This window comes from Comamonas sp. AG1104, from assembly GCF_003350425.1.
Classification (GTDB): domain Bacteria; phylum Pseudomonadota; class Gammaproteobacteria; order Burkholderiales; family Burkholderiaceae_C; genus Comamonas; species Comamonas testosteroni.
Map to the genome: position 1 here is coordinate 55,226 of NZ_QQAS01000010.1, position 22,162 is coordinate 77,387.

Here is a 22,162-nt window from a genome sequence, read left to right on the forward strand (position 1 = left end):
ATAGTCAAAGCCTGCGGCCATCATGAATCTCTCGCGCCTCTTCATTCTCAGGCCCATCGCCACCAGCTTGCTGATGGTGGCGGTGCTGATTTCGGGCATTCTCGCCTACCGTCTGCTGCCCATCTCGGCCCTGCCCGAGGTGGATTACCCCACGATTCAGGTCACCACCCTGTATCCGGGGGCCAGCCCCGATGTGATGACCTCCAACGTCACGGCTCCTCTGGAGCGCCAGTTCGGCCAGATGCCGGGGCTGGACCAGATGTCCTCGACAAGCTCGGGCGGTGCATCGGTGATCAGTCTGCGCTTTGCGCTCGATATGTCCATGGATGTGGCCGAGCAGCAGGTGCAGGCCGCCATCAACGCGGGCACCAATCTGCTGCCCAGCGACCTGCCCATGCCCCCGCTCTACAGCAAGGTCAACCCGGCCGATGCGCCGGTGCTGACGCTGGCCATCAGCTCGCCTTCGCTGCCCGTCATCAAGATCAACGATCTGGTGGAGAACCGCCTCGCGCCCAAGCTCTCCCAGGTCAAGGGTGTGGGCCTGGTGGCCATTGCCGGCGCGCGCCGCCCTGCTGTGCGCATTCAGGCCAACCCGGCTGCGCTGGCCAGCTTCGGCATGACGCTGGATGATGTGCGCGCCGCCATCTCTGCGGCCAACGTCAAGACCGCCAAGGGCAGCTTTGACGGCCCCAACCGCGCATCGACCATCGATGCCAACGACCAGATGCAGTCGGCGGCCGAATACCGCAACCTCATCATCGCGTTCAAGAACGGCAACCCAGTGCGCCTGTCCGATGTGGCGCAGACCGTGGACGACGCCGAGAACACGCGTCTGGCCGCCTGGTCGGGCACGCCCGAGACCGGCTCCAAGTCGGCCGTGATCCTCAATATCCGCCGTCAACCCGGCGCGAACGTGATCGAGACGGTCGATGCCATCAAGAACCTGCTGCCCCAGCTCAAGGAGACCCTGCCTGCCTCCATTGACGTGCAGGTGCTGACCGACCGCACAGTGACCATTCGCGCCTCGGTCAAGGACATGCAGTTCGAGCTGGCGCTGGCCATCGCCCTGGTGGTGATGGTGATCTTCCTGTTTCTGCGCAGCGCATCGGCCACGCTGATTCCCAGTGTGGCGGTGCCGCTGTCTCTGATAGGCACCTTCGGCGTCATGTATCTGGCGGGCTTTTCCATCAATAACCTCACGCTGATGGCCCTGACCATCGCCACGGGCTTTGTGGTGGACGATGCCATTGTGATGATCGAGAACATCGCCCGCTACGTGGAAAAGGGCGAGCCGCCCATGCAGGCCGCGCTCAAGGGCGCCAAGCAGATCGGCTTCACCATCATCTCGCTGACCATCTCGCTGGTCGCAGTGCTGATTCCGCTGCTGTTCATGGGGGATGTGGTGGGACGTCTGTTCCACGAATTCGCCATCACCATGACGGTGGCGATTCTGATCTCTGCCGTGGTTTCGCTCACGCTCACCCCCATGCTGTGCGCGCGCCTGCTGCGCCACCAGCCCGAGGGCGAGAAGAATCAGGCGCAGTCCGGGGGCTTGGGCGCTGCAGTCGGGCGCTTTTTCGACAAGGTGATTGCCGGGTACGGGCGCATGCTGACCTGGGTGCTGGATCACAGCAAGCTGACCTGGCTGGTGTTCATCGCCACGCTGGTGGTCACGGTGCTGCTGTACTTCGTCGTGCCCAAGGGCTTCTTCCCCGAGCAGGATACGGGCACGATTGCCGCGACCACCGAGGCCGATCAGTCCATCTCCTTTGCCGCCATGGCCGAGCGCCAGCAGGCTTTGGCCGAGCATTTGCTCAAGGACCCGGCCGTGGCTTCCATCTCCTCGTTTATCGGCGTCGATGGAACCAATACCACGCTCAATACCGGCCGCATCCAGATCGACCTCAAGCCCCATGCCCAGCGTGAGCGCCTGCCCGTGGTGCTCAACCGCCTGGCCGAGGACTCCCGGGCGGTGCCCGGCATCCGCCTCTATGCCCAGCCCGTGCAGGATCTGACGATAGAGGACCGCCAGGCCCGCACGCAGTACCAGCTGCTGCTGTCCTCACCGGACATGAGTCAGCTCACGGCCAGCACCAGGATTCTGGTGGAGCGTTTGCAGCAACTGCCCCAGCTGCTCGATGTGAGCAGCGATCTGCAGAACCAGGGCCGCCAGGCCTATGTGCAGATCGACCGCGCCCAGGCCAGCCGTCTGGGCGTGACGGTCTCGTCGGTGGACTCGGCTCTCTACAACGCTTTCGGCCAGCGCCTGATCTCCACCATCTTCACGCAGTCAAACCAGTACCGTGTGGTGCTGGAGGTGGCGCCGCAGTTCAAGATCGGGCCCGAAGCCCTGCAGAACATCTATGCTGCATCGAGCAATGGCGCACCGGTGCCGCTGTCCTCGATTGCCACGGTGAGCGAGCGCCCGATGGCGCTGGCCGTCAACCATGTGGGGCAGCTGCCTGCGGCCACCATTTCGTTCAACACCGCATCCGGCGTGTCGCTGGGTCATGCGGTGGAGGCGGCGCAGACCATCATTGCACAGCTGCGCGACGAGGGGCAGATCCCGCTGTCGGTGGATACGCAGTTCCAGGGCGCGGCGCTGGCTTTCCAGGCCTCGCTGTCCAACACCCTGCTGCTGGTTTTGGCCGCCATCATCACCATGTACATCGTGCTGGGCGTGCTCTACGAGAGCACGATTCACCCGATCACGATTCTCTCCACACTGCCGTCGGCGGGCGTGGGTGCGCTGCTGGCGCTGCTGGTGTCGGGGCTGGACCTGGACATCATCGCCATCATCGGCATCATCTTGCTGATCGGCATCGTCAAGAAGAACGCCATCATGATGATCGACTTCGCGCTGGACGCCCAGCGCGAGGAAGGCATGAATGCGCGCGACGCGATCTTCCAGGCCTGTCTGCTGCGCTTCCGCCCGATTCTCATGACCACGCTGGCAGCCCTGCTGAGCGCGCTGCCCATGATGCTGGGAACGGGCGTGGGCAGCGAGCTGCGCCAGCCCCTGGGCGTGACCCTGGTGGGCGGCCTGCTGCTGAGTCAGTTGCTGACCCTGTTTACCACGCCGGTGATCTATCTGACCTTTGAAAGCTGGGCCGAGGGCTGGCGCACCAGGCGCGGCCTGCCGGCTGTCAAGCATGTGCCGCATTCCGAAGCCGAAGTCATGGGCGGGGCAGGCGACGGCGGCCAGGACGGGGCGCGTCCATGAGCATCTCCACGCCCTTCATCTTCCGGCCCATTGCGACCCTGCTGCTGACCATCGGCATGGCCCTGGTGGGCGGCGTGGCCTATTTCCAGCTGCCGGTGGCACCGCTGCCTCAGGTGGACTATCCAACGATTTCGGTGACCGCCAGCCTGCCCGGCGCGGCGCCGGACACCATGGCGGCCACCGTGGCCACGCCGCTGGAGCGCGCCCTGGGTGCGATTGCGGGCGTCAACGAGATGACCTCCAGCTCCAGCATGGGCAGCACGCGCATCACGCTGCAGTTCGATCTGACGCGCACGGTGGACAGCGCGGCCCACGATGTGCAGGCCGCCATCAATGCGGCGCGCACGCTGCTGCCTTCGGGCATGCCGGGCAACCCGACCTATCGCAAGGTCAACCCGGCCGATGCGCCCATCATGATTCTGGCGCTGACGTCCGAATCCCTCACGCGCGGCCAGATGTATGACGCGGCCTCCACGGTGCTGGCGCAGAAGCTGGCCCAGGTGGAGGGTGTGGGTCAGGCATCGATCAACGGCGGCGCGCTGCCGGCCGTGCGGGTGGAGCTGGACCCGGTGCGGCTGGCCGCCAACGGCGTATCGCTGGATGCGGTGCGCACGGCCATCACCGCCACCAATGCCAATCGCCCCCTTGGCGCCGTGGAGCGTGAAGACCATTACTGGCAGGTTGCGACCAACGACCAGGCTCGCACCGCCGCCGAGTACGCGCCGCTGGTGCTGCGCTGGAACAACGGCAATGCGGTGCGGCTGTCCGATGTGGCCGATGTCACCGACTCCGTGCAGGACATACGCAACTACGGCGTCATGAACGGCAAGCCCGCCGTGCTGCTGCAGGTGTTCAAGCAGCCCGATGCCAACATCCTGCAGGCCGTGGACAAGGTGCGCGCCATGCTGCCCCAGCTCAGGGCCTCCATCAATCCGGCCATCGATGTCACGGTGATCTCGGACCGCACGCCCACGCTGCGCGCCTCGGTCAAGGAGGTGCAGAACGCGCTGCTGATCTCGATAGCGCTGGTCATCATGGTGGTGTTCGTCTTTCTGCGCCGGCTGCGCGCCACGCTGATTCCGGCTGTGGCCGTGCCTGCCTCACTGATGGGCACCTTCGGCGTCATGTATCTGTGCGGCTACACGCTGGACAATCTCTCGCTGATGGCGCTGACGGTGGCCGCAGGCTTTGTGGTGGACGATGCCATCGTGGTGCTGGAGAACGTGATGCGCCACATGGAGCGCGGCAAGACCGCCATGCAGGCAGCCATCGAAGGCGCGCGCGAGATCGGCTTTACCGTGGTCTCCATGAGCCTGTCGCTGATTGCGGTGTTCGTGCCCATTCTGTTCATGGCCGGCATCGTGGGGCGGTTCTTTCGTGAATTTGCCGTGGTCATGTCGGCGGCGATTCTGGTCTCCATGATCATCTCGCTGACCACCACGCCCATGATGTGTGCGGCCCTGCTGCGCACACCGGCAGAGGAGGAGCGCCGCCGCGCCGAGCGTGCCCGGCGCCCGTTCACGCGCCGCTGGGATGCCTTTTGGCTGCGCGTCTCGCTGGCCATGGATCGCTTCGAGGCGCGTGTGACGGCGCTGTACCGCCGCACCCTGGCCTGGGGTTTGCGCCACCAGCCGGTGGTGCTGCTCAGTCTGGTGGCGGTCATCGGCCTCAACATCCATCTCTACCAGACCATAGACAAGGGCTTCATGCCCAGCGAGGACACGGGCCGCGTCATGGGCTTCATCCGTGCCGACCAGTCCACGTCCTTTCAGGCCATGGAGCGCCGCATCAAGCGTTTTCTCGATGTGGTGCAGCAGGACCCGGCGGTGGAGTATGTGACCGGCTTTACCGGCGGCGGCCAGGCCAATTCGGCCAATATGTTCATGTCGCTCAAGCCCATGGCCGAGCGCAAGGTGTCCAGCGACGAGGTCATCAACCGCCTGCGTGAAAAGCTCAAGGACGAACCCGGCGCGCGCCTGTTCATGATGACCCAGAGCGATGTGCGCATCGGCGGGCGCCAGAGCATGTCCTCCTATCAGTACACGCTGCAAGCCGACGATACGGCCGAGCTGCGCCTGTGGGAGCCGCGCATCCGTCAGGTGCTGTCCACCCTGCCGGAGTTGACCGATGTCAACAGCGATGTGCAGGACAACGGTATGCAGACCAAGCTGGTCATAGACCGCGACCAGGCCACGCGCCTGGGCCTGACGGTGGCGCAGATCGACAACACGCTCAACGATGCCTTCGGCCAGCGCCAGGTGGGCGTGATCTACAACCCGCTCAACCAGTACCGTGTGGTGATGACGGCCTCGTCCCAGTATCTGCAAAGCCCTGAGACGCTGCGCGGCTTCTTCTTCGTCAACAGTGCGGGCCTGCAGATTCCGCTGACGGCCTTTGCCAGGATCACCACCTCGACCACGCCGCTGTCCGTGCAGCACCAGAGCGGCACGCCGGCCAGCACCGTGAGCTACAACCTGGCGCCCAATGTCTCGCTGTCGCAGGCCAATGACGCGATCCGCAATGCCATGCTGGAGCTGGGCGTTCCGGTGTCCATTCGCGGCAGCTTCAGCGGCTCGGCCGGGGCCTTCCAGCAGGCGCTGGCGGGCCAGCCCCTGCTGATTCTCGCGGCCATCATCACCATCTATCTGGTGCTGGGCATCCTCTACGAGAACCTGGTCCACCCGCTGACGATTCTGTCCACCTTGCCCTCGGCCGGCGTGGGGGCGCTGCTGGCGCTGATGTGGTTCAAGACCGAGTTCTCGCTGATCGCCTTCATCGGCGTGATCCTGCTGATTGGCCTCGTCAAGAAGAACGCCATCATGATGATCGACTTCGCGCTGGAGCGCGAGAAAGGCGGCCATGCCACGGCGGCCCAGGCCATCTATCGCGCATGCCACCTGCGCCTGCGCCCCATTCTGATGACCACCATGGCAGCCCTGTTCGGTGCGCTGCCCCTGGCCCTGGGCCGGGGCGACGGTGCCGAACTGCGCCAGCCCCTGGGCATTGCGATCGTGGGCGGTCTGCTGCTGAGCCAGTTGCTCACGCTCTACACCACGCCCGTGGTCTATGTGCTGCTGGACCGTGTGCGTCTGCGTGTGTTGCGCCTCTGGGCGCGCCGTCCGGCCAGAAGGCGCGGCGGCCGGGCCTCTGCCATGGCTGAGGCGAAGTGAGATGAATATGCCAGCACAGTTTTTGAATCAAATCGGCTTCAACCTCAATCAGGGTAAGCGTAAGAAGCTCACTTTTATGAAGAATTCTCCCCGGGCACTGCCCCGCTGGATGCCGCGTCTGCTGCCGCTTGCCACGGCGCTGGCGCTGGCGGCCTGTTCCACCCAGCCAGCCTATCAGCCGCCTCGGCTGGATGTGCCGGCCCAGTTCAAGGAGGCCACGCCTGAGGCGGCGCAGTTCGGCATCTGGCAACCGGCGCAGAGCTCGGCGGCCAGCCCGGCCGCGGCAGTGCCCGATCAGTGGTGGACGGTGTATGGCGACAGCACGCTCGATCAGCTGCAGCAAGCGGCAGCCGCAGGCAATCCCAGCGTGGAGCAGGCCGTGGCTCGTCTGCGCTCGGCCCAGGCGGCCGTTGCCAGCAGTCGCGCCGCGCAATTGCCCACGCTCAGCACCACGGGCAGCGGCTCGCGTGCCTTGACCGGCGGCGGCACCTACAGCAACACCAACGGCGAGAACGTGGCGCGCAGCGGCAGCATCAACAACAACTTCTCGCTGGGCCTGAGCGCTAGCTGGGAGCTGGATCTCTGGGGAAAGCTCTCGGGCGCGGTGGACGCCAGCCGCGCTTCGGCCCAGGCCAGTGCCGACGATCTGGCTGCTGCCCGTCTGTCGGCCCAGGCATCGGTGGCCCAGACTTATTTCTCGCTGCGTGCCGCCGAGGCGCAGATGAAGTATCTGCAGGAGAGCCTTGAGGCCTATGAGCAAAGCCTGAAGCTCACGCAGAACCGCTACCAGGCGGGCGTGGTGTCGTCGGCCGATGTGGCCCAGGCCCAGTCCCAGTACAAGAGCACCCAGGCCAGCCTGCTGGAGGCCAGCATCACGCGTGCCCAGTACGAGCATGCGTTGGCGGCCTTGCTGGGCAAGGCTCCGGCCAATTTCAGCCTGCCGGTGACCGGCCACCTGCCGACGCCGCCTGCAGTGCCAGAGATGCTGGCCTCCTCCTTGCTGGAGAGGCGCCCCGACATCGCTGCTGCCGAGCGCCGCGTGGCCATGGCCAATGCGCAGATCGGCGTCGCGCGTGCGGCCTATTTCCCCTCGCTGACCTTGTCGGCATCGACCGGCTATCGCAACTCCGTGCTCTCCGATCTGCTCAATGCACCGAATCTGTTCTGGTCGCTGGGCCCGGCCCTGGCCATGAGTCTGTTTGACGGCGGCGCGCGTTCGGCGGCCGTGGAATCGGCCCGTGCCGCGCTGGACCTGAATGCCGCCACCTACAAGCAGACCGTGCTGACGGCGCTGCAGGAGGTGGAGGACAACCTGGTCGCCGCCGTCAATCTGGCGCAGGAGGAGCAGGTGCAGACCGAGGCCCTGGCCGCAGCGCAGAAATCGCTGACCGTGGCCAACAACCAGTACCAGGCCGGCATCGTGGCCTATCTGAATGTGCTCTCGGCCCAGACGACGGTGCTCAGCGCCCAGAACAGCCTCAACAGCGTCAGAAACCGCAGGCTGACGGCCGTGAACACCTTGCTCAAGAATGTGGCAGGGCGCTGGGAGTCGCTGGATGCGGGGCAGCGCAAAGAGTGAGCGCGTCGTGCAGGCTTGTGGTCTGGGTTACAACGGTGGCTCTGTTGTTGTGAAGATCAAACCATGAGCATTGCTGTTTTCTACCTGCGCAATTCCGAGCCCGAGGGCCAGACACCGGTCTGGCAGCCGCAATGCCGGGCCTTCTCCGATGCGCAGATGAGCGAGGCGCTGGCCCTGTGCCAGCAACTGCGCAAGGACGAGCGCCATGCCCATGTGGTGATTTCGTCGGAGTTGCGCGATATGGTCGGGCCTGTGGGCGTGTCTGCGGTCGAGGACGGCAAGACGCCCGACGGAGTGGACTATCAGTGGAGCAAGGCCGGGCGTGCCGGGGCCAGTCGCAGAAATGCGGCCGAGCCGCCCAGGCAGCGCCAGGATATGGATTGCTAGGCCGGAAATGGCTGACTAGGCCGCCTGTACCTTGGCCAGATAGCCGGCCAGCAACTGCATGCTGCCGCTCCAGCCCATGTTCATGCTGGCGTGCGAGCTGTCGAACACCGCTTCTTCCACGGCACTTGCGTTGAGGGCGCGCCACTCCAGATGCAGGCGCGTGCCGCCAGCTTCCTCGCTGAGCGTGGTGGTCGACAAGGTATGGAGCGGCCATTGCGGCGCCATCGGGTGGCGCGTGACACCGCCGGCGGCATCGCTGAACTGCACCACGACGACAATGCGCTCGGGCGCTTTGAGCTCCCTGAAGCTCCATTTGCCCCACATGGCAGGCGCCTGGGGCATGGCCTCGGCACGCATGCCGTAATGAAAGCTGCCTCCTTCGCGTGCATCCACTTCGCATTGCGTCATCACCATACCCGGTGGGCGCATCCAGTGGCTCAGGTGCTCGCCTTGCGTGAAGGCCGCGTAGACCAGTTCGCACGGTGCCTTGATGAATTGCTCGATGACAAACGGGGCAGAGAGTCGCTCGGTCATGGCATTGCCTTTGCAAATCGCTTGGAGCCGTCCATTGTGCACAGTGCGCACCTGACTTCAAGTGCCGCAGTCTCTGGCTTGGATGTCAGGCTTCGAGGTCAAAGGCCTGGCGCAGTGCATCGCCGAACTGGGTGGAGCCCGAAAGACAGAGGCTGACCGTGGTGCGGCCCATGGCCGAGGCCTGCAGCTCCAGCTTGCCTGCCGCCTTGTCGAAGCGGGCGCTCAAGGGCTCGCCGTCGTCGTCCTGCGCCTGCAGGTCATAGTCCCAGTCATTGCCATCTTCCAGGGGCCCCTGGCGGCCCGCAAACTTCTGGCTGGCCCAGCACAGCAGAGCTTCGATTTCGCCAGTCAGTTCCGGCACGCGCTCGGCCTTGACGCTGGCCATTGCGTCCCAGGTGCCCGTGCCTTCTTCATCTTCGCTGTAATCGAATTCCAGATAATCCAGGGCCATGGCATATTGCGCGCTATTGAGGGGACGTCATTGTGCCTGTGCCTTGCTTCTCGCTTGGCTGTGGGTTCTTTGGCAGTAAACAGCCGTACACCTAGATATACAAGGCATTGTCAGCTATGAATTCTGATATCGATGAAGATTGCGAATCTCGCTGCATGGTGCAGGCCCTGCAGGTGAGCTTTGGCTACCCCGGCCGCGTTGTGGCCCAGGAGGCCTCGCATTGCTGGCATGCCGGGCTGTGCCTGCTGCAGGGCGACGAGGGCACGGGCAAGACCAGCTGGCTCAAGGCATTGGCCGGGCAATTGCCCCTGCGCATGGGCTTGCTGCACTATCCGTTCGCCGACAACGGCCGCCTGGCTGCCAGTTCCTGCTTCTGGCAGGACCCGCGCCAGCCGCTCAACGATGTCTACAGCCAGATGTCGGCCCAGAGCTGGGTGGCTTTGCAGCGCACGCTGTATCCGCATTGGTCGCAGAAGCAGTTCGAGCAGCATGTGCAGGGCTTCGGGCTGGAGCCGCATTTGCACAAGCCGCTGCTGGCCCTGTCTTCGGGCACGCAGCGCAAGCTGTGGATGGCAGCGGGCTGGGCCAGCGCCGCCGAGCTGGTACTGATCGACGAGCCGCTGGCGGCGCTGGACAAGCCGTCCGAGCGCTATGTGCAGCATGCGCTGGCTGCCATGTCCGCCGAGCTCAAGAACCCGGCGCGGCCCCGCAGCGTCATCGTGGCGCATTGGGATGCCATGCAGGGTGTGGAGTGGGAGGATGTGATGGAGCTGGCTACATCGCCTTGAAGCGCGCTGCGTAGAGACGGCTGACGGCCAGCTTTTCAGGGCGCTCGCGCAGCAGCAGGCTCAGGCGCCCGGACTCGTCACGCTGGGCGCTGGCAATGGCTTGAGCGCGCACCACGGTGCCGCGATGGATCTGCCAGAACTCGCGGGCGTCCAGCTGCGGCAGCAAATCCTTGAGCGGAGTGCGGATCAGATACTCCTGAGCGGCCGTCAGCACGCGCAGGTATTTGTCGGCGGCTTCGAGGTAGATGATGTCCTGCACCCTCACCATATGGATCTGGTTGCCGATGCTGGCCTGAATGATCTGCAGGGCGGCGGGGCCCTGCCCCAGCAGTTGCTGCTGCAGCCCGAGCAGCTGTTCGAGCTGACGGTGATTGTGCATGGCAAGGTCCGTGCCCTGTACCTGCTGGCGCTGCTGCCACCACTGCTGCAGGCGCTGCACGGTCTGGCCCAGGCGCGCCGCCTGCACCGGCTTGAGCACATAGTCCATGGCGCAGGCCTCGAAGGCCGCCAGGGCGTACTGGTCGTAGGCGGTGACAAAGACAATCGCCGGCAGTGCTTGCTCCTCAGGCCAGGCATCGGCGATTTCGGCGGCGGCTTCCAGCCCCGTCTGGCCAGGCATGCGAATGTCCAGGAACAGCAGATCGGGCAGTCTAGTCAGCGCCTGCTGCACGGCACTGATGCCGTCGGCCACGCTGGCCTCGATATGCAACTGGGGCCAGAGCTGGCCCAGCAACTGCTGCAATGCCAGGGCCAGCAGCGGTTCATCTTCGGCAATCAGGGCGCGCGGCGGACTGGTGTTCATGGCTGGGACTTCAGGGGTAATACGATGCAGGCCCTGGTTCCGCCTGCGCTGTCTGCTGTCAGATCGAAGCGGGCAGTGCCGCCGTAGCGGCTGGCCAGACGTTCGCGAATCTGCTGCAGGCCAAAGCCGGAGCCGGAAGGCGGCTGGCCAGGCCGCACTGGCAGGCCCAGGCCATTGTCATGCACGCTGAGCAGGAGATGGCGGTCATCCAGCATGCTTGCCTGAACGGCGATGTGGCCGCCGGCCAGCTGGGGCTCCAGTCCGTGGCGAATGCTGTTCTCCACCAGCGGCTGCAGCAGCAGGGTTGGCACGGGCAGTTCGGCCAGTTCAGCGGGCAGATGCAGGCCATAGCTGAGCCGGTCGCCCATGCGGATCTGCATCAGGGCCAGATAGTCGGCCAGCAAGGCAAATTCGCTGGCAAGACTATGGGTGCCGCTGCGCGAGCCGGCCAGCGTGGCACGCAGGTAGGCAATCAGATGATCGAGCATCTGCTCGGCGCGTGGCGCATCGGTGGCGATCAGCACACGCAGATTGGCCAGGGTGTTGAACAGCATATGCGGCTCCAGCTGGGCCTGCAGCAGGCTGAGCCGGGCTTCGGCGGCCTGGCGCTGGGCCTGCTCTGCCTGCATTTGCAGATGGCGCGACTTGCCCACCACGTAAAAGCCCCAGGACATGGCAATGCTGGTCGCCATGGTGATGGCAAGCGGCAGCCATAGGGAGGGCCGGGCTGCGGCTGGCAGTTCGGGATGGAACTGCTGAACGTAAAGGTGCCCCAGCGGATTGCCCAGAACCAGACCTGCTGCAATTCCCAGCGGCACCACGGCCATGCCGCGCATGCCGCGCGGCCAGGGAATGTCGTCGGACTCGCGCCAGCGCAGCCTTAGCAGATCGATGCTCAGCCAACTGATCAGGCCGATGGTCAGCGAATAGGCAAGGTTGACATCCCACAGGCCCTGGCCGAGTGCCGTCAGGGCCGCAGCGATCAGCAGACAGGCAGCCACGGTGATGCCGGCGTGACGAAAGAGGGGAGCGGGCGCAAACATGGACATGACGGGCATGGTAGGTGATGGGGGGCCTGGCATCTAGCGCTTTTCGCTGCGCTGCAGCGCTTTCAGCTCGTGCTCCAGCAGTTGCTGAAAGAGCGGACTGCCGGGCGCCAGCAGCCAGACCACGACTCCATGAATCAGCAGGCCCAGGCCCCAGCCCAGAGCCGGGTAGACGGCCCAGTGCCGTCCCTGGCTCAGAGCCAGGGCCATCAGTCCCAGATTCACTGCGGCATAGACCGCAGCATGGATATACCAGCCCAGCTTCATGCCGGCGCGGCGGCGTGCCTGCCGGTGCAGAGCGTCTTCAGAGATCGGGTTCATGTCTTTTTCTTGTCGAGCGTGGAATGAGGGTGGGTTTCAGGCCAATTGCTGCCACAGCAGATTGCCGAGCAGCCGGCCCGGAAGCAGCGTGAACAGTCCCGCGACGACGCAGCTGCCGAAGTACAGCTTGCGCATGACGCTGCGGTGCTGGGCAATGCGTCGATGGGCCAGATGCCAGAAAGACAAGGCCAGGCCTCCCAGCGTCACGGGGATCAGCAGATGAACGGGCGTGAAGCCTGCCCAGTTGGGCAGCTTGAAGTCGCGTATGAACAATGCGGAGATGGCAGTGGCCAGCATGAGCAGCACAAAGCCATAGCCTGCGATTCTGTGCAGCCAGGGCAGCGGGCTGGCATGGCGCCTGGCCCACAGGGCGATGGCTCCGGCAAGAGTGGCCGCGATGGCGGAACCCATGTGAAAGGCAATCAAGGGCGTGAGTTGCATGGCTGGCTCCTGGTGGTTGCACATGACTGTGCAAGCCGGGCCTGCTGCCGACCAGCGCTTTGCGACGAAATGACCAGACACGGGAGCCAGCTGCACCTCAGCAGGTGTGAGTGGTGTACTGGTTTTGCTTGTGTTTGTTTGTGCGCGCACACATATCACGCAGCAGCGTCAGGGCATGCAGCCTGCCTTGGATCCCGTTGAAATTTCAGGGTGTTTGATACCGGCAATGAGATTGATTACTAAAATTAACGATTCTGAAAATCATTCTCAATAACTTCAATAATGTTCCTGCTCCGACCGATTTCCCTGGCTGCCCTCGCACTGTGCAGCCAGCAGAGTGTTTTTGCCCAGACTTCCAGCGCTGAATCAGAAGCTGCCCTGCAGACCGTGACCGTGGAGGCCAGCGCCGATGCTTCGGCCCAGGGTCTGGCCAAGCCTTTTGCGGGTGGGCAGGTGGCACGCGGCGCGCGTGTCGGCGTGCTCGGAAACCAGGACATGATGGAGACCCCGTTTTCCGCCACCAGCTATACCAGCGATCTGATTCAGGATCAGCAGGCCAAGAGCGTGGGCGATGTGCTGCTCAACGATGCGGGCGTGCGCTCGGCGCGCGGCTTCGGCAACTTCCAGCAGGCCTACTTTGTGCGCGGCTTTGTGCTGTATTCCGACGATGTGGCCTATAACGGCCTGTACGGTCTGGTGCCGCGCCAGTACATGGCGTCGGAGTTCGTGGAGCGTGTGGAAGTGTTTCGCGGAGCGAATGCCTTTCTCAGCGGTGCGGGTGCGGGCAGCGTCAGCGGCGGCGGTCTGGGCGGCCTCATCAATGTGGTGCCCAAGCGCGCTGGCAACGAGCCGCTCAATCGTGTCACCCTGGGCGGTGCCAGCGGCGGCCAGACCTACGCCGCTGCCGATGTGGCGCGCCGTTTCGGCCCCGATGATGCAGCCGGTGTACGCCTGAATCTTGCGCGTCGCAGCGGCGGCACCGGCGTGAGCAACGAGAAGGTCCACACCACTGTCGGTTCGCTGGGCCTGGACTGGCGCAGCAGCCGTGCACGCCTGTCGGCCGATCTGGGCTGGCAGGAGCACAAGCTGACGGCGCCGCGTCCATCGCTGACACCTTCGGGCAATCTGCCCATTCCGGCAGCTCCTGACAGCAAGACCAACTACGCCCAGCCCTGGACCTACTCCAACAGCCGCGACCTGTTCGGCACGGTGCGCGGGGAATACGACTTCAATGACCAATGGACCGGCTGGGCCGCTGTGGGCATGCGCCGGGGCAGCGAGGACAACGCGCTGTCGGGCCTGACGCTGTCCAGCGCGGCTGGCGATGCCACGGTCAACCGCTTCGACAACACCCGCAAGAACCGCGTCAAGACCGGCGAGCTGGGGCTGCGCGGCAAGTTCGAGACCGGCTCGGTCAAGCATTCGGTGGTGGCTTCCCTGTCGGCCTTCGATTCCAGCGAGCGCAATGCCTGGGGTTACAACTACGCAACCGGCCAGAGCAACAACATCTACAACCCGGTGGCCCTGCCTGCGCCTGGCTATACCGGACTGGGCGGCATACTGGGCAGCCCGCGCGAGACCGAGCGCATCAAGACCAGCAGCCTGGCGCTGGCCGATACCCTGGGCTTCATGGACGAGCGCCTGCTGCTGACAGTGGGCATGCGCTACCAGAGCATCAAGGTCGACGGTTTCGATGCCACGACGGGCGCAAGCTCGGGCAGCTACGACAAGAGCCGCGTGACTCCGGTGGCGGGCCTGGTGTTCAAGCTGACCCCCGAGGTGTCGGCTTATGCCAACTACATTGAAGGTCTGGCCAAGGGCGGCAGCGCGCCCATGACCAACGGGGGCCAGGTCGTCAGCAATGCTGGCCAGGTGTTCGCTCCCTATGTCTCCCGCCAGAAGGAGGTGGGTCTCAAATACGACGGCGGCAATATCGGCGCCAGCGCCTCCTTCTTCACCACCAGCATGCCCAGCGCCTATGTGCAGAACAATGTCTACGGCGTGTTCGGCAAGCAGCGCAACCGCGGTCTGGAGTTCAATGTGTTCGGCGAGCCCGTCAAGGGCCTGCGCGTGCTCGGCGGCCTGACCCTGCTGGACGCCAAATACCTGACCACGGCGAGTGGCGCCAATGACGGCAAACGCGTGGTGGGCGTGCCCCGCAGCCAGGCCAATATCGGCGCTGACTGGGATGTGCCGGGCGTGCGCGGCCTGGCATTGAACGCACGGCTGATGTATACCGGCGCGCAGTACGCCAATGCCGGCAACACCCAGCGCGTGCCGGCCTGGACCCGCTTTGACCTGGGCGCCCGCTATCTGATGGACGTCGGCGGCAAGCTGGTGACCCTGAATGCACGCGTGGACAACGTGGCCAACCGCAACTACTGGGCCTCGGTCGGCGGCTACGCCACCAACGGCTATCTGGTCCAGGGCGCGCCGCGTACCTTCTCGCTGACCGCCAGCGTGGACTTCTGATGCGCGCTCTGTGGACTGTGGTTCATCGCTGGGTCGGCCTGTTTCTCGCGGCCTTTCTGGTCATGACCGGTCTCACGGGGGCGGTGCTCTCGTGGGATCATGAAATCGACGACTGGCTCAACGCCGACATGCTGCACACGCCGGGACGCGGCCCGCTGCAGACGCCGCTGCAACTGGCCCAGGCCGTGCAGGCGGCCGATGCGCGCGCCGAGATCTCGTATATGAGCCTGGGCCTGCGCGAGGGCGAGGCGGCCTCCTTTCTGGTGCGCCCGCTGCTGGACCAGGGCACGGGCAAGCCCCATGTGCTGGGCTACAACACGGTGTTCGTGGACCCGGTGACGGGAGCCATCACCGGCCACCGAGACTCCAAGAGCCTGGCCCTGAGCTGGCGCAATCTCATGCCCTGGCTGCGCCATCTGCATGAAAGCCTGCTCAGCCCCACGTTTGCGGGCAGCAACCGCTGGGGCTACTGGTTCATGGGCGGTCTCGCGCTGTTGTGGCTGGCCGACAGCTTCTGGGCGCTGGTGCTGACCCTGCCGGTGAAGAAGAAGGCGGCTGCGGCCGGGGCGCAGGACGCCCCCGCCAAGGCTGGCGGCAAGTCCTGGTGGGCACGCTGGATGCCGTCCTGGCGCATACGCTGGGGCGCTGGTGCCTACAAGCTCAACTTCGATCTGCACCGCGCGGGTGCGCTGTGGATCTGGGGCGTGATCGTCATCGTGGCCTTTACCTCGTTCTCGATCAATCTCTACCGCGAGGTGTTCTATCCCGTAATGAGCAAGGTCTCGACCACCACGCCCGGCCCCTACGAGACGCTCAAGCCGGCACCTTTGGGCAGCTTTATCGAGCCCAAGATCGGCTTTGCCACGGCCATCGAGATCGCGCGCCAGGAAGCGGTGAGGCTGGGTATCAAGACCGAGGCCGGAGGCATCTGGTATGGCGGGGATTTCCCGTTCTACAACGTGTCCTTCTTCGATCCCGACGACGAAACCGGGGCCATGGGCATGGGGTTGTCCAATGTCTATGTGAGCTCGGAAAGCGGTGAGGTGCTGGGCAGCTATCGCCCCTGGCACGGCACGGGGGCCGATGTGTTCGTGCAGCTGCAGCTGCCGCTGCACAGCGGCCGCATTCTGGGCACCTTCGGACGTGTGCTGATATCGGTGGTCGGCGTGATGGTGGCCATGCTGTCCATCACCGGCGTCATCATCTGGTGGAAAAAACGCCGTGCCCGGCGAACGGCCCTGGCAGCTGCCTCAGCCTGAAACCACAAAGCCACCCTGCGGTGGCTTTGTGCATTGCGCGCTGCGCGCGGGAGCGGCAAAGCCGCTCAGGCCCTTCAGTCCTTCTTCAGGCACTCGCTCATGAAGGCCTTGCGCTCGTCGCCCTTTTTGCCCGCAGCGTCGACATTGCAGCTCTTCATGCGTTCCTGCTGGCGCTTCTTGCCGTCGGACAGGCAGGACTTCATGAACTCCTTGCGCTCATCGCCCTTCTTGCCGGTGGCTTCGGTGTTGCAGGTGCCCATGAGCTGCTGCTGGGCGGTTTTGGGTTTGTCGCCGGCAGCCATGCTCATGCTGCAGGCCAGGGACACGACAGCCAGGACCACAAATTTTTTCATGATGGTGTGATTTTTGAAAAAACGCCGACAACCGGCGCGCAGCTATTGCAGCACAAGCGCGTGACTTTGCCCAGAAGCGCCGACCGTGTCTTGTAAAAGTTTGCGATTGTCTGTCGATTGGTGGCCGGAAAAGGTCTTGTGAGCGCGAGCGGGAAAATGGCGAGCGGATAATGGGCGGCTTTGCTTCAACCCTGCATCCAAAGGACGATTCGCGTGGATACTTTATTGCTGGTCAAGGCCGCCATCATGGGCATTGTGGAGGGGCTGACCGAGTTCTTGCCGATTTCCTCAACCGGCCACCTGATCCTGGCCGGTTCGCTGATGGGTTTTGTCGGCGGCAAGGCCAAGGTGTTTGAGATTGCGATCCAGACCGGGGCCATCTTTGCCGTGATGCTGGTGTACTGGCAGAAGATCCGGGACACGCTGGTGGAGCTGCCCAGCAGCCGCCAGGCGCAAAAGTTCGCGCTCAATGTCCTCATCGGCTTTTTGCCTGCCGTGGTGCTGGCACTGTTGTTCGGCAAATATGTGCAGGAGCATCTGTTCACGCCGGTCATCGTGGCGACCACCTTCATCCTCGGCGGCTTCGTGATCCTGTGGGCCGAGAAGCGGCCCGCCGCCGCCACCCGCGTGCAGTCGGTGGATGATATGACGGCTCTCGATGCGCTCAAGGTCGGCCTGGTGCAGTGCTTTGCCCTGGTGCCCGGCACCAGCCGCAGCGGCTCCACCATCATCGGCGGCATGCTCATGGGCCTGTCGCGCAAGGCGGCCACGGACTTCTCGTTCTTTCTGGCCATGCCCACGCTGATCGGCGCGGGCGTCTACAGCCTCTACAAGGAGCGCGCGCTGCTGTCCATGGCGGATGTGCCGCTGTTTGCCGTGGGCCTGATCTTCTCGTTCATCAGCGCCTGGCTGTGCGTGCGCTGGCTGCTGCGCTTTATCTCCACCAACAGCTTTGTGCCATTTGCCTGGTACCGCATCGTTTTCGGCATCATCGTGCTGGTGACGGCCTATACCGGCATCGTCGACTGGCACCATTGAGCTGCCTGGCGCTGCCCACAAAAAAGCCGCTTGCGTGATCGCAAGCGGCTTTTTTAATAGCTAACAGCGCTTGTTCTGATTGAATTTCAGATAGTTTTGATGATGAAATCGTTATCTGATAAGCGCAAGAAGCTATCTATTTATGAGTGCTTGCCGCGAGTTTCTGCAAAATGGTCTGCTCCATATTGAGCAGCGACGCCTCGATGGCGGCGGCTGTGGCCTCGGGGCGCTCCATGGGAAACAGATGACCGCCGTCCAGCATGGTGATGCGCCCGCGGGTGATGCGCTGCGTCATCTCCATGCCCACCTGGCGCATCTCCACCGACGAGCGACCGCCGATGAAGGCCACCGGGCAGCGCACGGGGTGACGCCTGAGCTGATTGTTGAGATTGCTGGGCAGGGTGTTGTAGATGGCGGTCTCCACCTCGCGCCTGAACAGCAGGCTGCGCTTGCCCTGGTCGTCCTCCAGGCCGAGCTGCACATAGTCCTGCAGCACCTGCGGGTGCCACTGGGCAAACGCCTTCTTACCGCGAAAGTACTCCAGCGCCTCTTCGTTGCTGGCCCAGGTGGTGCGCCGGCGCTGGCTGATCTTGCCGGGGGAGACAGAGGCCACGATCTGCGTCTGCTTGGCCAGGCCCACGGCGTTCGCCTTCCAGCCGCCCAGCAGGGGCGAGTCGATGAGCAGAACGCCGCGCGCCAGATCGGGGCGTTTGGAGGCGGCCTGAAAACTCAGAATGCCGCCCAGCGAGTGGCCCACCAGATAGACCGGCCGGCCGTGCTGCTCGACCTGCTGCTCGATATATTCGATGAGCTCGTCCACCAGATGCGGCCAGTGGTTGGTGACCGGGCGCTGCGGGTCGTGGCCGAAGCGCTGCACGCCGCCAGCCTCGATACCGCGCTGGCGCAGCAGCGAAAACAGCAGGCGATAGGTACCTATGGGAAAGCTGTTGGCATGCGCGAAGACCACGGGCAGGGTGTTCGTCGTGCTGGTGCTGGTAGTGGGTTGGGACATGGCGCGGGACGGGCTGGACAGGAAAAACGCCCCGAAGGGGCGTTGGATGCGTCGATCAGTTTAGCGCTTGGACAGGGCTGCCTGTCTTTGCATGCGCGCCTGCTCTTCTGCCGTCTGAAGGCGCTGGTATTCATCGGCCATGCTCAGGCCGGCCTGAGCCGGCACCACGGGCTGGCGCAGCGCGGCGGGGGGGATATTGCCTGCACCCAGCCCGTGGGCCGAGCGTGATGCAACGGGGGCTCCCACTTTGATCAGCGGATGGGCGCGCGGGCTGTGAATGCGGATCGGCGTATCGGTCTGGCCGCCGTCCCAGGCCGGATCGTCGATGCTGTCGAAGACATGGCGCAGGCGCTCGCCCCAGCTGTCGTGCAGCATGCGCAGATAGGGGTTGTCGGCGTCCAGGCAGACAATGCGGTCGGTGGCGAAGCGGTTGTTCTCGTAGACGATCAGATCCAGCGGCAGGCCCACCGAGAGGTTGGACTTGAGCGTGCTGTCCATGGACACCAGAGCGCATTTGGCGGCTTCGTCCAGCGGGGTCTCGGAGGTGATGACGCGGTCCAGCACGGGCTTGCCGTACTTGGATTCGCCGATCTGGAAGTAGGGCGTCTCGCCCGTGGCCTCGATGAAGTTGCCCGCCGAATAGACCTGGAACAGGCGCATGCGCTCGCCCTGGATCTGTCCGCCAAAAATCATGGAGACATTGAAGTCCACCCCGGCGCGCTGCAGGGCTGCGGCCTCGCGCTCATGCACATGGCGCACGGCAGCGCCCAGCACGCGCGCGGCATCGAACATGCTGCGCACATTCCAGATGGTCAGCATCTCGTCCGTGGTCGTGTCGTGCAGCTGAAAGCTCTCCAGCAACTCGCGCACCGACTGGGTGATGGACAGATTGCCGGCCGATTGCAGCACCATGAAGCGCTCGCCCGGTTGCTCATACAGCATGACCTTGCGGAAGGTGCTGATCTGGTCGAGTCCGGCATTGGTGCGGGAGTCGGACAGAAACACCAGGCCGGCGTTGAGCTTGAGGGCGACGCAGTATGTCATGGGTGATAAAGACAATAATGAAAAACGTATGAATGCCAGGCGCAGCAAGTGCTTTGTGCTTCAAAATAGATAGCTTAAAACGTAGGCTGCCACGTGATTTTAGAAGGGTTTTAATAGTGCCGTTGGCGGCCCTGTCACTGTTGCCAATGCCCTGCCCAGGCCCGGCTGCGGGGCCCGGCTGAGGAAGTCCCTGAGATGCACGCCCGGGATGCGTGAGAAGATGCCGCCCCTTGATAGAACACTTGCTTACAGCTGGCTAGAAGAGGGACTCCCATGCACGCATTCCGCAACCTGTCGATACGGACCAAGCTCATGTCCAGCATGCTGGCCTGCCTGTTGCTGTTCGTGGCGATTTCCACGGCGCTGGGCTTTGTGCTGACGGGCACCAGCCTGCGCGAACGTGTGGTGGGGCAGGAGCTTCCGGCCGTGGTGGGGGAGATTCGCAACGACATCCTGCGCCAGATCGGCACGCCGCTGGCCATGGCCAGGTCGGTGGCTGGCAACAGCTTTGTGCTGGACTGGGAGGCCGCGGGCGAGCCCGAGGAGGGCAATGCCGCATGGGCCAGATACGCTCAGGCCGTCAAGCAGCAGGCCGGGGCCTCATCGGTGTTCTGGGTGTCGGGCACCACGGGCCAGTATTTCGGCGAGCAGGGGCCGGTGCGCAAGCTGGCGCCCAAGGGCCAGGGTGACCAATGGTTCTACGACCTGCTGGCCGGCGACAAGTCGCAGGTGCTGGAGATCGACAAGGACGTCAGCTCCAGCGCCTATATGCTGTTCATCAATGTCCGCTTCGATGCGGGCCAGGGCAGGCAGGGCATTGCGGGCCTGGGCCTGTCGGTGGACGGGCTGGCCCAGGCCGTGCGTGCCTACAAGGTCGGTGAGTCCGGCTCGGTCTCCCTGGTGCGTGGCAACGGCAGCATTCTCGTGCACCGCGACCCGGCCCTGGTGGATGGCAAGCACTGGCTCAAGGACCGGCCCGGTTTCAGCACCGAGCTCAGCGCTGCGCTGCTGAACCGCGAGCGCTTTGCCCATTCCATGTACGAGGCGCCGTCGGGCCGCCAACTGATTGCTTCCTCCTATGTGCCCGAGCTGGACCTGTACGTGGTTGCCGAGCTGCCCGAGGCCCAGGTGCTGGGCGGCGTGCGGCGAACCATTGCGCTGACCTCGGCCGTGGCCGGCCTGGTGGGCGGCGGCATCGGCCTGCTGGTGATCTGGCTGGTGAGCCGGGCGATTGCGGCACCCGTGGGGCGCGCGGCGCGCATGCTGGAGGAGATTGCCGACGGCCATGGCGACCTGAGCCGCCGCATGCCGGTGGAGAGCAATGACGAGGTGGGGGCGCTGGCCTCGGCCTTCAACCGCTTTGTCTCGTCACTGGAGCGCATGGTGGGGGCCGTACGCCAGGCCGCCGATTCGATTTCAGTGGCCAGCTCAGAGGTGGCCCAGGGCAACCAGGACCTGAGCCAGCGCACCGAACAAGCGGCCAGCGCCCTGCAGCAGACGGCGGCATCGCTGTCGGTGCTGACGGACAGCGTGCAGGCCAATACCGAGGCCACGCGCAGCGCGGGCGATCTGGCACAGTCGGCGCGCGGCGTGGCCGAGCGTGGCGGTGCGGCCTTCGAGCAGGTGGTGATGACCATGGAGGGCATCAATCACTCGTCGCGCAAGATTGCCGACATCATCGGCGTGATCGACTCCATCGCCTTCCAGACCAACATCCTGGCGCTGAACGCAGCCGTCGAGGCCGCGCGTGCCGGCGAGCAGGGCCGGGGCTTTTCCGTGGTGGCGGCCGAGGTGCGCAGCCTGGCTCAGCGCTCGGCTGAGGCTGCAAAGGAAGTGCGTCAGCTCATCACTGACTCGGTGACCCAGGTGGGCAGTGGATCGCAGCAGGTAGCGCATGCGGGGGGCACCATGCGGGAGTTGCTGGAGGCCGTGGCCAGGGTGACGCGGATCATCGAGGAGATCAGCGATGCTTCGCAGACCCAGGGGCGCGGCATCGCCGAAATCAACCAGTCCGTGGCCGGGCTGGACGATGCCACGCAGCAGAACTCTGCCCTGGTCGAGCAGTCGGCTGCTGCTGCAGTCAGCCTGCGCGAGCAGGCTGCACGCTTGATGGGCGAGGTGTCTGCCTTCAAGCTGGGTGACAGGCCCCAGAGTCGCCCGTCCGTGCAGGAGCGGCAGCCGCAACTGCTGGAGGCCTGAACGCAAGCCGGGCCTGAAGAGATCAGGCCCGGGCTTGAGTGCG

At 64.5% G+C, this 22,162-nt stretch carries 18 protein-coding genes; 9 read left to right on the top strand and 9 right to left on the bottom strand.

Annotated elements, in window-relative coordinates:
* Positions 1–22 precede the first annotated feature (22 nt).
* The 4 genes from DFO48_RS22090 to DFO48_RS22105 all read left to right on the top strand — a co-directional run bounded on the left by DFO48_RS22090 (position 23) and on the right by DFO48_RS22105 (position 8,359).
* Complete coding sequence (locus DFO48_RS22090) at positions 23–3,223, top strand: MdtB/MuxB family multidrug efflux RND transporter permease subunit (RefSeq protein WP_114864772.1); 3,201 nt, start codon at positions 23–25, stop codon at positions 3,221–3,223.
* The gene (locus DFO48_RS22095; RefSeq protein ID WP_114864773.1) at positions 3,220–6,393 is read left to right on the top strand and encodes an efflux RND transporter permease subunit; all 3,174 of its coding nucleotides are present in this window, start codon (positions 3,220–3,222) and stop codon (positions 6,391–6,393) included. Before DFO48_RS22090 ends, DFO48_RS22095 begins: the two co-directional genes overlap by 4 nt.
* 1 nt (position 6,394) lies before the next feature.
* A complete protein-coding gene (locus tag DFO48_RS22100; protein WP_114864774.1) occupies positions 6,395–7,972 on the top strand; it encodes an efflux transporter outer membrane subunit in 1,578 nt (525 codons plus the stop codon).
* 63 nt (positions 7,973–8,035) lie between these two features.
* Complete coding sequence (locus DFO48_RS22105) at positions 8,036–8,359, top strand: hypothetical protein (RefSeq protein ID WP_003052881.1); 324 nt, start codon at positions 8,036–8,038, stop codon at positions 8,357–8,359.
* A 15-nt stretch (positions 8,360–8,374) separates the two neighbouring features.
* Here the strand turns inward: DFO48_RS22105 and DFO48_RS22110 are convergent, their stop codons facing one another.
* Positions 8,375–8,893 carry an SRPBCC domain-containing protein gene (locus DFO48_RS22110; protein WP_114864775.1) on the bottom strand — a complete coding sequence of 173 codons (519 nt, stop codon included), beginning with the start codon at positions 8,891–8,893 and terminating at the stop codon, positions 8,375–8,377.
* A gap of 85 nt (positions 8,894–8,978) precedes the next feature.
* Complete coding sequence (locus DFO48_RS22115) at positions 8,979–9,344, bottom strand: hypothetical protein (RefSeq protein ID WP_114864776.1); 366 nt, start codon at positions 9,342–9,344, stop codon at positions 8,979–8,981.
* A 116-nt stretch (positions 9,345–9,460) separates the two neighbouring features.
* Here DFO48_RS22115 and DFO48_RS22120 point away from each other — a divergent pair, with 116 nt between their 5' ends.
* Positions 9,461–10,132 carry an ATP-binding cassette domain-containing protein gene (locus DFO48_RS22120; protein ID WP_114864777.1) on the top strand — a complete coding sequence of 224 codons (672 nt, stop codon included), beginning with the start codon at positions 9,461–9,463 and terminating at the stop codon, positions 10,130–10,132.
* Here DFO48_RS22120 and DFO48_RS22125 read toward each other — a convergent pair.
* Genes DFO48_RS22125 through DFO48_RS22140 form a run of 4 tightly spaced genes read right to left on the bottom strand, consistent with a single transcriptional unit; the run spans position 10,119 to position 12,742 of the window.
* Positions 10,119–10,934 (bottom strand): LytTR family DNA-binding domain-containing protein, encoded by an 816-nt coding sequence (locus DFO48_RS22125; protein ID WP_114864778.1) that lies wholly within the window; start codon positions 10,932–10,934, stop codon positions 10,119–10,121. The two genes, DFO48_RS22120 and DFO48_RS22125, sit on opposite strands and share 14 nt — an antisense overlap.
* Positions 10,931–11,992, bottom strand: coding sequence for a sensor histidine kinase (locus tag DFO48_RS22130; protein WP_003078816.1), 1,062 nt, complete (start codon positions 11,990–11,992; stop codon positions 10,931–10,933). The genes DFO48_RS22125 and DFO48_RS22130 overlap by 4 nt, the downstream gene beginning before the upstream one ends.
* A 24-nt stretch (positions 11,993–12,016) precedes the next feature.
* Entirely contained in the window at positions 12,017–12,301 is a 285-nt protein-coding gene (locus DFO48_RS22135; protein ID WP_003078818.1) for a 2TM domain-containing protein, read from the bottom strand.
* A gap of 36 nt (positions 12,302–12,337) precedes the next feature.
* Positions 12,338–12,742, bottom strand: coding sequence for a DUF2306 domain-containing protein (locus tag DFO48_RS22140; RefSeq protein WP_114864817.1), 405 nt, complete (start codon positions 12,740–12,742; stop codon positions 12,338–12,340).
* 282 nt (positions 12,743–13,024) lie between these two features.
* On the opposite strand from DFO48_RS22140, the gene DFO48_RS22145 reads away from it, so the two are divergent.
* Complete coding sequence (locus tag DFO48_RS22145; protein ID WP_003078822.1) at positions 13,025–15,214, top strand: TonB-dependent siderophore receptor; 2,190 nt, start codon at positions 13,025–13,027, stop codon at positions 15,212–15,214.
* The gene (locus tag DFO48_RS22150; RefSeq protein WP_114864779.1) at positions 15,214–16,473 is read left to right on the top strand and encodes a PepSY domain-containing protein; all 1,260 of its coding nucleotides are present in this window, start codon (positions 15,214–15,216) and stop codon (positions 16,471–16,473) included. Before DFO48_RS22145 ends, DFO48_RS22150 begins: the two co-directional genes overlap by 1 nt.
* Positions 16,474–16,547: 74 nt before the next feature.
* On the opposite strand, the gene DFO48_RS22155 is transcribed toward DFO48_RS22150, so the two are convergent.
* Positions 16,548–16,826 (bottom strand): PsiF family protein, encoded by a 279-nt coding sequence (locus DFO48_RS22155; RefSeq protein WP_003078826.1) that lies wholly within the window; start codon positions 16,824–16,826, stop codon positions 16,548–16,550.
* Between the two features lie 213 nt (positions 16,827–17,039).
* Between DFO48_RS22155 and DFO48_RS22160 the strand changes: the two genes are divergently transcribed.
* Positions 17,040–17,864 (top strand): undecaprenyl-diphosphate phosphatase, encoded by an 825-nt coding sequence (locus tag DFO48_RS22160; RefSeq protein WP_003078828.1) that lies wholly within the window; start codon positions 17,040–17,042, stop codon positions 17,862–17,864.
* Positions 17,865–18,000: 136 nt separating this feature from the next.
* Here the strand turns inward: DFO48_RS22160 and DFO48_RS22165 are convergent, their stop codons facing one another.
* Positions 18,001–18,876, bottom strand: coding sequence for an alpha/beta fold hydrolase (locus DFO48_RS22165; RefSeq protein WP_003078830.1), 876 nt, complete (start codon positions 18,874–18,876; stop codon positions 18,001–18,003).
* Positions 18,877–18,936: 60 nt separating this feature from the next.
* Positions 18,937–19,920, bottom strand: a complete 984-nt coding sequence (locus tag DFO48_RS22170; RefSeq protein WP_003078832.1) for a proteasome-type protease — start codon at positions 19,918–19,920, stop codon at positions 18,937–18,939.
* 273 nt (positions 19,921–20,193) lie between these two features.
* Between DFO48_RS22170 and DFO48_RS22175 the strand changes: the two genes are divergently transcribed.
* Entirely contained in the window at positions 20,194–22,119 is a 1,926-nt protein-coding gene (locus tag DFO48_RS22175; RefSeq protein ID WP_114864780.1) for a methyl-accepting chemotaxis protein, read from the top strand.
* The last annotated feature ends 43 nt before the right edge of the window (positions 22,120–22,162 follow it).